The organism is Pseudomonas sp. FSL R10-2189 (assembly GCF_009600325.1).
Taxonomy (GTDB): Bacteria; Pseudomonadota; Gammaproteobacteria; order Pseudomonadales; family Pseudomonadaceae; genus Aquipseudomonas; species Aquipseudomonas helleri.
Genome location: NZ_WIVZ01000033.1, coordinates 51,855 through 64,356, shown reverse-complemented (window position 1 = coordinate 64,356; position 12,502 = coordinate 51,855). Strand labels below are relative to the sequence as shown.

Sequence of the window (12,502 nt, the reverse complement as noted above, 5' to 3'; positions counted from 1 at the left end):
GGTACTCAGGTGGTTGTATTGGGTAGACATGGCAACACCTTACATGAGGTGTTGCACTTGCTCCTTGAGACCGCCCACCTTTATCGCGGTCATTATTGACAGCTTTCTTTTTTGCTTTCTGGCGTTTTATGGCGTTATGGAAACCAGCGTCATCCTTGACATGATCGTTATCCAGATTCTTATCAAAGTGAGCTTTGCATTCTTTAACGTGTTCCCGGCGTATGGCATGAGGGCGCTGTTAAACAAATACATGACGGTGGAGAGCAGGTAATCGCCCGGCAATGATTCGCTGACTATCAACACGCCCAGCGTGTTGATAGTGGCTGACGTGCAAGGCGCTATGCGGCTTTTTGCAGCTTTGCCTGCAAGCGTTGGCGAACACCTGCCGTGTCGCTCAAGTACTCGGCCAACCCTTTTGCCCGCAAGCTGCAGGCGGCGCAGTAAGTGCAGCCTGCGCCCTGGATGCCGTTGTAGCAGGTCAGGGTTTGGTCACGAATCACGGCCAATTGCTGGTATTCATCGGCCAGCGCCCACACTTCGGCTTTGTTTAGCCACATCAGCGGCGTTTCGATGCGTACGTCGTAGGCCATGCCCAAGGTGATGGCCTGGTTCAGTGATTTGACGAACGCGTCGCGGCAGTCCGGGTAGCCTGAAAAGTCTGTTTCGCACACGCCGGTAATCACGGTTTTGGCCTGCACCTGGTAGGCATAAATAGACGCCAGGGTGAGAAACACAATATTGCGCCCCGGCACGAAGGTACTCGGCAAGCCGTTTTCAGCTGCTGAGGCGTCGGGCACGGCCATATCATCGCGGGTCAGGCTGCTGACCGTTAATTGATTAAGCACAGAGGCATCCAGAACGGTGTGTTTGGTGGCGCCCAGTTGCTTGGAAAGCGCCCGTGCAACGTCAATTTCCGCGTGGTGACGCTGGCCGTAATCAAAGGTAATGCAGTGCACTTCGTCATACAGGGGCAGCGCCTGTAACAGACACGTCGTCGAGTCTTGCCCGCCACTGAAGACGATAACCGCTTTGTTAGTCATGTGAGGTCTCGATAAATAGGGCGAACGTCGAGACTATTCTGCGAGGTGGGCAGGAACAAGCGGGGGAGGATTTGCAGGAGTTTTCCGGGCCGAGAAGAAGACTAATCTGACTCCCCGCCGTGTAGGAGCGAGCTTGTCTCGCGATCTTTTAAAGATCAAAAGCTCGCGAGGCAAGCTCGCTCCTACAGAGGCATCAGGTGTTATTGCGGCAACGCTGCGCCTTTGGGCCACAACAGCCAGATGTTGCCTTTCTGCTTCATGTCGCCTGCGATTTTCCCGGCTTCCGGGCCGGTGCCGACGAAGAAGTCTGCCCGCACTTCACCGGCAATGGCGCCGCCAGTGTCTTGAGCGGCAACCGGGCGTACGATGGGCTGGCCGTCTGCCTGGGTGGTCGACAACCACAGCAAGCTACCCAGCGGGATGACGCTGCGATCCACTGCCACGCTGTAACCTGCGGTCAATGGCACGTTCAGCGAGCCGCGCGGGCCTTCGTTGCTGTCAGGGTTTTGCGTGAAAAACACGTAGCTGGGGTTGCTGGCCAGCAGTTCGTGCACGCGTTCAGGGTGAGCCACTGCCCACGCGTGAATGCTGCCCATGGTGACGTCTTCTTTTTTCAGCTCGCCCTGTTCCACCAACCAGCGGCCAATTGGTTTGTACGGGTGGCCGTTTTGGTCGGCGTAGCCGATGCGCAGTTGGCGGCCATTATCGAGTTGCACACGGCCCGACCCCTGAATTTGCAGAAATTGCAGGTCCATCGGGTCGGTCAGCCAGGCCAGTACCGGCGCATTGAGGCCTTGGTTGTTGATGGTTTCTGCGGTGTCGTATGGCTTGAGCACGCGCCCTTCAAGGCGACCGCGCAGGCGTTTGCCCTTCAGTTCCGGGTAGATGCTGTCCAGGTTCACCACGATCAAATCAGACGGCACGCCGTAAATAGGCACATGGGCCGTGGTGGTCTGTTTCAGGCTGCCGGGGTAGACCGGTTCGTAGTAGCCGGTGATCAAGCCGTCGCTGCTGCCTTCGGCCGAACGCAAGCTGTACACGTCCAAGTGGGTCTGCAGAAAACTGCTGACGTCAGCCACGCTCGGGTTGGCCGGCAAGCTGGCGGCAGCGCTGCACAGGCTGCCCCAGTTAGGGTCGGCTTTGAGCCGTGTGCACGCGCTGCGCCATGAGGCGAAACCATTTTGCAGGTCGACGCCGGTCACTTCCGGCAGCGCGCTCCAGTCCGCTTTGCTGTAGGTGGTATGCGGGGCCGGTTTGGCGGTGTCTTTGTCGGTGCCATTGCACCCGGCCAGCAGCATGACAATCGGCAGCGCCCACGCCAGCGGCTTGAAAAGTGATCTCATCAGCGAGGTTCCTTCAAGAGTTGCCGAGGTCAGATAACCGTCGAGGCAACCCGTATATTTAATAGGGGTATTGGTCTTTGCGAGTGACACGAGGATACTGGCCACCGATTTTCGTGACGTGAAGCCACCATGACTTTTAAACAATGTTGCATTGTGTTGCTGGCCTGCCTGACGCTGTCGGCGTGTGGCGGCATTGATCCGGACTCACCGCTGGGTCAGCGTAAAGCGATTTTCAAACAAATGCTCAGTACCAGTGAAGAGCTGAGTGGCATGTTGAAGGGCCGGGTACCGTTTAACGGTCCGCGCTTTGCTGAAGCGGCCATGCAGCTCGATGCGCTGGCGTATCAGCCGTGGGCGCATTTCCCGCAGGTGAAGGACTCCGATAAAACCAGCGCCACTGACGCGGTCTGGCAGCAACAGGCACGGTTTGAGGCATTGGCCCGCGAGCTGGAAGCGGCGACGGGAGCGCTGGTGGTCGCCAGCCAGCAGCAGCCGTACTCCGCCAGCCACCTGACGCCTGTGGTGCAGAAGGTTCAGGACACGTGCAGTGCGTGCCACAAGGCATTCAGGAATCACTGAGTGGGCACAAGCCCTCGCCTCGCGATCTTTGGATTGTTTAAAAGATCGCGAGGCAAGCTCGCTCCTGCAGGGTGGTTCAGCGACTTACTTGTCCAGCTGATCCAGCGCTTCTTGCAGCTCTTTACGGGACTCGGCGAGCTTGGTTTTGCGCTTGTCGATTTTTTCCGGATCGCCTTTTTTCATGGCTTTGTCCAAGTCGGCCTGGCGCTTGCTGACTTCATGCTTGGCATCGAGCACCTTGTTTTCACGCTCTTTGCGCAGGCCCGCGTCGGTGCAATTCGCCGTCACTTCGCTCAGGGCTTTTTCCAGACCGGCTGCTTGGTTGCTGTTGCCGTGGGCGCGTGCCTGTTCAAGTTGCAGGGTGATGGCTTGTTTTTTAGCGGCGCAACCGGTCAGCTCTGGAGCAGGGTCGGCAGCCATCACAGGGGCGGCCAGCAGGCCGCAGACAGTCAAGAGAATTAGCGGTGAAAAACGTTTCATAAAAAGCTCCGTGACAAAAATAATGACAATACACACAATTCAAAACCCGGACGCAGCATACGCCTCGCGTAACGCTGTGGGCAGTTTCTAGTCGAAACCGGCAATCCCGGCAGCCCGTAGCTGTTCACTTAAAGCCTGTACGTTCGGCTCACGCAAAAATTCAGTCAATTGCGCAGCACGCTGGGCACCAATCCCGGTATACGCCTGCCAGGCCTGTTCATCGCGCGCGACCAGCGCTTGCCATGACTGCCCCAACGGCGCATCCCCCGTGGGCGGCAAGCCCAGGGCTTTGACCCATCGAGCAAACGGTTGTTGCCGTGCCGCGTGCACACTGGCGAGCAAACGTTCGCTGCTGCGCTCGCCGAAGCCGCCAATGTTAGCAAGTCGGGCGGTGTCCAGGGTCAACCAATCAAGCAGGTTATTGACCTCACCGGCTTGAATCAGCGTATTCCAGGTGCCGGGCCCGACAAACGGCATGGCCAATCCCTTCTTGCTGCTGAGCCAATTGAGCCGCGCCAAAAACTGACGTTCACACCCCGGTGTTGCCGACCAGCAGCTCAGGGCATGGAAGTTATTGGGCTGGGGCGCCAAGACTTCAATCCGTTCGCTGGCGCGCAAGGCCACGCTGTCGAGCCGGGGAATGGTCATGCCCGCCAGGCTGATGGCCACGTGGTCGCCGGGGCGAATATCCAGATCTTGCCAATGTTGCAGCGAGCCCACACTGATGCGTTTGATCGTGCGGTCATCAAGGCGCACCGGGGTCAGCTCCAGCATGGGCGTGATACGCCCGGTGCGGCCAATGTTGAACGTGACTTTACGCACTTCGCTCAGCACCTGGGCGTGCGGGTATTTCCACGCGGCGGCCCAGTTCGGCGGTTTGGCTTGCCAACGCTCGGCAGCCGGGCGCTGGCTTTGGCGCAACACCACACCATCGCTGGCGAACGGCAGCGGCGTGTTAAACCAATGCTCGCGCCAGTGCCGGGCGTGGTCCAGATGCTCGATGGGCTGGCTGTAGGTTTGGCTGTCGGTAAAGCCCAGTTCAGCCAAACGGGCCAGCCGCTCGCTTTGCGCGTGCGGGCCTTGGGGCCAATCCCACACGAACAGGCCAATGCCCTGGCCTTGTTCAGGGCTTAGCGCATGGCGGGCCATCAACCCGGCCACGGTGCTGCGCGCGTTGACGCTGCCCGCCTTGGCCTGAACATGCCCGGGCACCCGCCAATAGAGTTCACCTTGCAATAGCATGTCCACAGGCTGTGGCAAGCGTTGTGGGATGGCGCTGATCACCTGTGCAGTCGCTGTCCAGTTCTGCCCGGTAAGCCCGTCGCCGCGGCTGATGACGTGCTGTAGTTGGCCTTGGTGGTAGACCAGGGTGACGGCCACGCCATCCACTTTGGGTTGTACCCACAGGTCCTGACGCCCCTTGATCCAGCGTTCAACGGCGCGTTCATCTGTCAGTTTGGCCAGCCCGGTTTGCGCCACGGGATGAGGTACCGGGCCGCTTGCCGTTTGCAACGGGTTATCCACAGCTCGGCAGAGTTCCAGGCGGCTGCGCAGTTGGTCGTACACCGCGTCGCTGACCAGAGAAACCCCCAAGCGGTGGTAACTGTCGTCCCACACCGTGAGTTGCTGGCGCAGGGCTTGCTCGTCGGCGCAGGGGTTGGCGAGGGTGTTGAAACTGAGAAACGCGAGCAAAAGCCCACTGAAAACGCGGAGTATGGCCAGCATCATGAGCGTCCTTGCCCGGAGTGAACGCTTAAGGCTAGCGGAGGGTGGCCGTGGCGCTTGGGCAGAGGATTGCCGAGTGTTTCGAATGCCACAAAAAAGGCACAAAAAAGCCCCGGACAGCGACCTGTCCGGGGCTTCTGGCTTACTTACAAACCCGCAGCGCTGCGCAGTTCTTCAGCGCGGTCGGTACGCTCCCACGTGAACGTGGTGAAGGTATCGTTGCCAACGGTTTTGGTCTGCGGCGTGCGGCCGAAGTGACCGTAAGCGGCTGTTTCCTGGTACATCGGGTGCAGCAGGTCGAGCATGGTGGTGATGGCGTATGGACGCAGGTCGAACACTTCACGTACCAGCTTGATGATCTTGTCGTCAGAAATCTTGCCAGTGCCGAAGGTGTTCAACGAAATCGAAGTCGGTTGAGCGACGCCGATTGCGTAGGAAACCTGGATCTCGCAACGCTCAGCCAGGCCGGCAGCCACGATGTTCTTGGCCACGTAACGACCGGCGTAAGCCGCCGAACGGTCAACCTTGGACGGGTCTTTACCCGAGAACGCGCCGCCGCCGTGACGGGCCATGCCGCCGTAGGTGTCAACGATGATCTTGCGGCCGGTCAAGCCGCAGTCGCCCACCGGGCCCCCGATGATGAACTGGCCAGTCGGGTTGATGTGGAACTGGGTGTCTTTGTGCAGCAGTTCAGCCGGCAGCACGTGCTTAACGATCAGCTCCATCACGCCTTCGCGCAGGTCGCTGTACGACACTTCCGGGTTGTGCTGGGTCGACAGCACGATGGCGTCAACGGCAACCACTTTACCGTTTTCGTAACGGCAGGTGACCTGGGACTTGGCGTCCGGGCGCAACCACGGCAGCAGGCCGGATTTACGGGCTTCAGCCTGACGCTGAACCAACTGGTGCGAGAAGGTGATCGGCGCTGGCATCAGCACGTCGGTTTCGTTGCTGGCGTAGCCGAACATCAGGCCCTGGTCACCGGCGCCCTGGTCTTCAGGCTTGGCGCGGTCAACACCCTGGTTGATGTCAGGGGACTGCTTGCCGATGATGTTCATGACACCGCAGGTCGCGCCGTCGAAACCGACGTCGGAGCTGGTGTAGCCAATGTCGGTGATCACGTCACGAACGATCTGTTCCAGGTCAACCCAGGCCGAAGTGGTGACTTCGCCTGCAATGATTGCCACGCCGGTTTTCACCAGAGTTTCGCAGGCCACACGGGCGTGCTTGTCTTCAGCAATGATGGCGTCCAGCACCGCATCAGAAATCTGGTCGGCGATTTTGTCCGGATGCCCTTCAGACACGGACTCGGAGGTGAAAAGGGAGTATTCGCTCATCTCGACGGTTTCCTAATATTTACCGATGGTGAGTGTCGCCAGCCGGCCGCTGAAAGTGGCGGACCTGAATCTGGAAACCATTACGTAAGCCTACATAGAGGCTTTCCCCGGGAACGAGTCCCGCAGCGGTGGCCCAATGGGCCAGATCATCTTGTTCAAAACCTAGCCACAGATCGCCGCAGGCCTCGCGGGCCCACGCCTGATTATGGCTACACAACTCTGTTACCAGCAGGCTACCGCCAGGTTTCAACAAGGTGGCCAGTTGCCTGAGTGCATCGGCCGGTGCCGCGAAATGGTGCAAGACCATGTTCACCACCACGCAATCGGCCTGCAGGTGCGCATCGTGCAGCGCGTCGGCCAGGAGCAGGCTGACGTTGTTCAGTGACTCGCGTTCACATAGCTGGCGGGCCAGCTCAAGCATTACCGAGCTGTTGTCCAGTGCCGTGACGTGCTGGAAGCGTTGGGCCAGGTCGGGCAAGAAACTGCCGTCTCCGGGGCCGACTTCAAGGGCCGTGGCGGCTGGGCTGAAGCTCTGTTTGTCGAGCAGCGTCAACACGCTGTCCCGATACTGTGGCACGCCAGCGATCAAGTCCTGTTGAGCTCGAAATTTCTCGGCAATACGCGAGAAAAAGTCCTGGCTGGCCGCTGCTCGTTGTCCATGTACGGCACTGATGCGTGCTTGCACGTCGGCGGGCAGGGTCAGGTTGTCGACCTCTTCCAGCAATGCAGCATGCAACTTGCCGCCCAGCAGTTCGGTGTGGGGCAGGGCACGACGATAAAAAATGGCATTGCCTTCGCGACGCGTGGCCACCAGTTGTGCCTGGGACAACACCTTGAGGTGGTGGCTCATGCCTGACTGGCCGGTGGCAAATATGTGCGTCAGTTCCAGCACTCCAAATGAATCGTTGGCCAACGCGCGCAGCACATTGAGTCGCAGCGGGTCACCTCCGGCCTTGCACAGGGCGGAGAGCTCGTCGCAATCGTCATGGCGAATAGAAGGCACGCGTAAGTTCATGGGGGCGCAGTCTAGTTACCCGTCTCACACCTCGCAAGTTCAATATCAAAACTTTTTGATATTGATCGATAACCGGTTCGTTGGTCGGATGTCTTGCACTCAATAACGAAATGAAATGTCCGATCTTCAACAGGTTGAACGGTTAAGCGCATGAAAAACGCTTCAAGCGACTATCTGTCATTGCCCCGAAGGCGGTGGGTGAGGGAAAATGCTCGCCTTTTTTCCGTTTCGATTTAACTTTCAATACCCAGGAGAACAGCGATGCCCAGCCGTCGTGAGCGTGCCAACGCCATTCGTGCACTCAGCATGGATGCCGTGCAAAAAGCCAACAGCGGCCATCCAGGTGCCCCTATGGGTATGGCGGATATCGCCGAAGTACTGTGGCGCGATTATCTGAAGCACAACCCGAGCAATCCTTCGTTCGCTGACCGTGACCGCTTCGTGCTGTCCAACGGCCACGGCTCGATGCTGATCTACTCGTTGTTGCACCTGACCGGCTATGACCTGTCGATCGACGACCTGAAAAACTTCCGCCAACTGCACAGCCGTACCCCGGGCCACCCGGAGTTCGGTTACACGCCGGGCGTAGAAACCACCACTGGCCCGCTGGGTCAGGGCCTGGCCAATGCCGTGGGCTTTGCCCTGGCTGAAAAAGTCATGGGCGCGCAGTTCAACCGTCCTGGCCACAACGTTGTCGATCACCACACCTACGTGTTCCTGGGTGATGGCTGCATGATGGAAGGCATTTCCCACGAAGTTGGCTCGTTGGCCGGCACCTTGGGCCTGAACAAGCTGATCGCGTTCTACGACGACAACGGCATCTCGATTGATGGTGAAGTTGAAGGCTGGTTCACCGACGACACGCCAAAGCGTTTCGAGGCCTACAACTGGCAAGTGATCCGCAACGTTGACGGTCACGACCCCGAAGAAATCAAAACTGCCATCGACACCGCGCGTAAAAGCGACAAGCCAACGCTGATCTGCTGCAAAACCACCATCGGTTTTGGCTCGCCGAACAAGCAAGGCAAAGAAGATTGCCACGGTGCTCCACTGGGCAACGACGAAATCGCCCTGACCCGCACTGCGCTGAACTGGAACCATGGCCCGTTTGAAATCCCGGCCGATATCTACGCCGAATGGGATGCCAAGCAAGCCGGTGCTGCCGTTGAGTCCGAGTGGGACAAGCGCTTCGCTGCCTACGCTGCCGAGTTCCCGGAGCTGGCTGCAGAGCTGACCCGTCGCCTGAGCGGCCAACTGCCTGCTGACTTCGATGCCAAGGCCAGCGCCTACATCGCAGAAGTCGCGGCCAAAGGCGAAACCATCGCCAGCCGTAAAGCCAGCCAAAACACCCTGAACGCCTTTGGCCCGCTGCTGCCTGAACTGCTGGGCGGCTCGGCTGACCTGGCCGGTTCCAACCTGACCCTGTGGAAAGGCTGCAAAGGTGTGAGCGCCGAAGACGCCAGCGGCAACTACGTGTACTACGGCGTACGTGAGTTCGGCATGAGCGCCATCATGAACGGCGTTGCCCTGCATGGCGGCCTGGTGCCTTACGGCGCGACCTTCTTGATGTTCATGGAATACGCCCGCAACGCCATCCGCATGTCGGCCCTGATGAAGCAGCGTGTGATCTATGTGTTCACCCACGACTCCATCGGTCTGGGCGAAGACGGCCCGACGCACCAGCCGGTTGAGCAACTGACCAGCCTGCGTACCACGCCGAACCTGGACACCTGGCGCCCAGCCGACGCAGTGGAATCTGCAGCGGCCTGGAAGTACGCCCTGGAGCGCAACGACGGCCCGTCCGCGTTGATCTTCTCGCGTCAGAACCTTAACCACCAAACCCGTGATGCTGGCCAGATCGCCAACATCAACCGCGGTGGTTACGTGCTCAAGGACTGCGCAGGCGAGCCTGAGCTGATCCTGATCTCTGCCGGTTCCGAAGTAGGCCTGGCGGTTCAGGCGTACGAGAAATTGACCGAACAAGGTCGTAAGGTCCGTGTGGTGTCGATCCCGTGCACCAGCGTGTACGAAGCTCAAGATGCAGGCTACAAACAGTCGGTTCTGCCGCTGCAAGTGAGCGCGCGTATTGCGATCGAAGCGTCCCACGCAGACTACTGGTACAAGTACGTGGGCCTGGAAGGCCGCGTGATCGGCATGACCACCTATGGCGAGTCGGCGCCTGCGCCTGCCTTGTTCGAAGAGTTCGGCTTCACCGTGGAAAACATCCTGGGTCAGGCTGAAGAGCTGCTGGAAGACTAAGCAATCCCCCCGTAGGAGCTGCCGAGGTACGAAGGCTGCGATCTTTTAAAAATCAAAAGATCGCAGCCTGCGGCAGCTCCTGCGGGGGATCGTTGTGTTTACACCCTGATAAGAGAACCCCATGCCTCAACTGCGTCCTTACAAAGTTGCACTCAACGGCTACGGCCGGATTGGTCGTTGTGTCTTGCGTGCGTTGTTTGAGCGAGGGGCGGCTGCCGGGTTTGAAATTGTTGCACTGAATGATTTGGCCGATATGGCCAGCCTCGAATATTTGACGCGCTTCGACTCCACCCATGGCCGCTTCCCCGGCGACATACGGATCGAAGGCGACTGCCTGCATATCAACGGCGACTGCGTGAAAGTGTTCCGCAGTGCCACCCCCGAAGGTATCGACTGGGCCGCGCTGGGCGTTGATCTGGTGCTGGAATGCTCCGGCGTCTATCACTCCCGTGCCGACGGCCAGCGTTTTCTCGATGCCGGGGCACCCCGTGTGCTGTTCTCGCAGCCAATGGCCAGCGAAGCCGATGTCGACGCAACCATCGTGTATGGCGTCAATCAGCACACCCTGACAGGCGACGAGCGCCTGGTGTCCAACGCCTCGTGCACCACCAACTGCGGCGTGCCGCTGTTGCGCCTGCTCGACGAAGCGTTCGGCCTTGAGTACGTGTCGATTACTACGATTCACTCGGCCATGAACGACCAGCCGGTGATTGATGCCTACCACCATGAAGACCTGCGTCGTACGCGCTCGGCGTTTCAGTCGGTGATTCCGGTGTCCACCGGCCTTGCCAAAGGCATTGAGCGTTTATTGCCGGAACTTGCCGGGCGGATTCAAGCCAAAGCCGTACGCGTGCCGACCCTGAATGTGTCATGTCTGGACATTACCTTGGTCACGGCGCGTGACACCGACGCCACCGAAGTGAACCGTGTACTGCGCGAGGCGGCGACCAGCGGCCCGCTCAAAGGCCTGTTGGCGTACACCGAGTTGCCGCACGCCAGTTGCGATTTTAACCACGACCCGCATTCGGCCATCGTCGATGCCAGCCAGACCCGCGTTTCCGGCCCTCGGCTGGTGAACCTGCTGGCCTGGTTCGACAACGAATGGGGGTTTGCCAATCGAATGATCGATGTGGCCGAGCACTATTTGCACATCACTCACCCTAAACCCGCTCTCTAACATTAGAAACTCAGGAACTGCGACCCATGACCGTGTTGAAGATGACCGACCTCGATCTCCAAGGTAAGCGCGTACTGATCCGCGAAGACCTCAACGTCCCGGTAAAGGACGGTGTTGTCGCCAGCGATGCGCGCATCCTTGCTTCGCTGCCGACCATCAAGCTGGCCCTGGAAAAAGGCGCAGCGGTTATGGTCTGCTCGCACCTGGGGCGTCCGACTGAAGGCGAGTTCTCGGCCGAGAACAGCCTCAAGCCAGTCGCTGACTACCTGAGCAAAGCCCTGGGCCGCGAAGTGCCGCTGGTCAGCGACTACCTGAACGGCGTCGACGTTAAAGCGGGCGACATCGTGTTGTTCGAAAACGTGCGCTTCAACAAGGGCGAAAAGAAAAACGCTGACGAATTGGCCAAGCAATACGCCGCCCTGTGCGACGTGTTCGTGATGGACGCTTTCGGTACTGCGCACCGCGCTGAAGGCTCGACCCACGGCGTTGCCAAGTTCGCCAAGGTTGCCGCTGCGGGCCCGTTGCTGGCTGCTGAACTGGAAGCGCTGGGCAAAGCCCTGGGCGCCCCGGCCAAGCCAATGGCGGCCATTGTTGCCGGCTCCAAAGTGTCGACCAAACTTGAAGTGCTCAACAGCCTGAGCCAGATCTGCGACCTGCTGATCGTTGGCGGCGGCATTGCCAACACCTTCCTGGCGGCTGCCGGTCACCCGGTGGGCAAATCGCTGTACGAACCCGACCTGCTGGACACAGCCCGCGCCATCGCGGCCAAGGTCAACGTGCCGCTGCCAACCGACGTCGTGGTTGCCAAGCAATTCGCAGAAACCGCTGAAGCGACCGTCAAACTGATCGGCGACGTGGCCGCTGACGACATGATCCTGGACATTGGTCCGCAAACTGCAGCGCACTTCGCTGACCTGCTGAAATCGTCCAAGACCATTCTGTGGAACGGTCCGGTAGGCGTGTTCGAGTTTGACCAGTTCGGCAACGGCACCAAAGTGCTGGCCCAGGCCATTGCTGACAGCGAAGCCTTCTCGATTGCTGGCGGTGGCGACACCCTGGCGGCCATCGACAAATACGGCATTGCTGATCAAATTTCGTACATCTCGACAGGCGGCGGTGCCTTCCTGGAGTTCGTTGAAGGCAAGGTACTGCCTGCTGTTGAAATTCTGGAAAGCCGCGCCAAAGCCTGACTATGACTCAGGCCCTGAAAGGAAGCATGGACATGGTCAAGTTGTTACCGCTGTTGATAGTTGCGGGCTTTTTGGCCGGTTGCGCCGGTTCGGCCCCGCCGCCGGCAGAGGCCGCCACTCCCGAAGAGAGTGGTTGCTACCAGGCCGACTGGCAGGCGCAGAGCGTGCCGCTGGTCAATAAACGCTCAGGGCCTGAAGCGCTGGAAAAATACGAGACCCCGCAAGCCTCAAAAGGGCGCGGGTGCCCTTGATTTGAAATGCGATTTTCTGTGGGAGCGGGCTTGCTCGCGATTGTATCGATGCGGTTAGGTAAATAAATCGCATTGCCTGCATCGCGAGCAAGCCCGCTCCCACATT

11 protein-coding genes and 1 pseudogene are annotated in these 12,502 nt (G+C 59.3%); 6 read left to right on the top strand and 6 right to left on the bottom strand.

Features of this window, described 5'->3' with window-relative positions; genetic code table 11:
- Positions 1-271: pseudogene (locus tag GHO32_RS26670) on the top strand (hypothetical protein); the annotation flags it as partial.
- Between the two features lie 67 nt (positions 272-338).
- Here the strand turns inward: GHO32_RS26670 and queC are convergent.
- Together queC and GHO32_RS20570 are read right to left on the bottom strand one after the other, a co-directional pair.
- Complete coding sequence (gene queC, locus GHO32_RS20575; RefSeq protein ID WP_153335115.1) at positions 339-1,040, bottom strand: 7-cyano-7-deazaguanine synthase QueC; 702 nt, start codon at positions 1,038-1,040, stop codon at positions 339-341.
- 200 nt (positions 1,041-1,240) lie between these two features.
- Entirely contained in the window at positions 1,241-2,383 is a 1,143-nt protein-coding gene (locus GHO32_RS20570) for a murein transglycosylase A (RefSeq protein ID WP_153335116.1), read from the bottom strand.
- A 129-nt stretch (positions 2,384-2,512) separates the two neighbouring features.
- On the opposite strand from GHO32_RS20570, the gene GHO32_RS20565 reads away from it, so the two are divergent.
- Complete coding sequence (locus GHO32_RS20565; protein WP_153335117.1) at positions 2,513-2,962, top strand: cytochrome c; 450 nt, start codon at positions 2,513-2,515, stop codon at positions 2,960-2,962.
- Positions 2,963-3,046: 84 nt separating this feature from the next.
- Here GHO32_RS20565 and GHO32_RS20560 read toward each other — a convergent pair whose 3' ends face one another.
- From GHO32_RS20560 to GHO32_RS20545, 4 genes are all read right to left on the bottom strand, one after another.
- Positions 3,047-3,442 (bottom strand): DUF1090 domain-containing protein, encoded by a 396-nt coding sequence (locus GHO32_RS20560; RefSeq protein WP_153335118.1) that lies wholly within the window; start codon positions 3,440-3,442, stop codon positions 3,047-3,049.
- Positions 3,443-3,529: 87 nt separating this feature from the next.
- A complete protein-coding gene (ligB, locus tag GHO32_RS20555; RefSeq protein ID WP_153335119.1) occupies positions 3,530-5,167 on the bottom strand; it encodes an NAD-dependent DNA ligase LigB in 1,638 nt (545 codons plus the stop codon).
- 146 nt (positions 5,168-5,313) lie between these two features.
- Positions 5,314-6,504 (bottom strand): methionine adenosyltransferase, encoded by a 1,191-nt coding sequence (metK, locus tag GHO32_RS20550; RefSeq protein WP_048385023.1) that lies wholly within the window; start codon positions 6,502-6,504, stop codon positions 5,314-5,316.
- Between the two features lie 19 nt (positions 6,505-6,523).
- Positions 6,524-7,519 (bottom strand): metalloregulator ArsR/SmtB family transcription factor, encoded by a 996-nt coding sequence (locus tag GHO32_RS20545; protein ID WP_048370865.1) that lies wholly within the window; start codon positions 7,517-7,519, stop codon positions 6,524-6,526.
- Between the two features lie 261 nt (positions 7,520-7,780).
- On the opposite strand from GHO32_RS20545, the gene tkt reads away from it, so the two are divergent.
- The 4 genes from tkt (at position 7,781) to GHO32_RS20525 (ending at position 12,396) form a co-directional block, all read left to right on the top strand.
- Positions 7,781-9,778, top strand: a complete 1,998-nt coding sequence (tkt, locus tag GHO32_RS20540; protein WP_153335120.1) for a transketolase — start codon at positions 7,781-7,783, stop codon at positions 9,776-9,778.
- Positions 9,779-9,899: 121 nt separating this feature from the next.
- Positions 9,900-10,955 carry an erythrose-4-phosphate dehydrogenase gene (gene epd, locus GHO32_RS20535; RefSeq protein WP_048370861.1) on the top strand — a complete coding sequence of 352 codons (1,056 nt, stop codon included), beginning with the start codon at positions 9,900-9,902 and terminating at the stop codon, positions 10,953-10,955.
- Between the two features lie 26 nt (positions 10,956-10,981).
- Positions 10,982-12,145, top strand: a complete 1,164-nt coding sequence (locus GHO32_RS20530; RefSeq protein ID WP_153335121.1) for a phosphoglycerate kinase — start codon at positions 10,982-10,984, stop codon at positions 12,143-12,145.
- Between the two features lie 32 nt (positions 12,146-12,177).
- Entirely contained in the window at positions 12,178-12,396 is a 219-nt protein-coding gene (locus GHO32_RS20525; RefSeq protein ID WP_048370857.1) for a hypothetical protein, read from the top strand.
- The last annotated feature ends 106 nt before the right edge of the window (positions 12,397-12,502 follow it).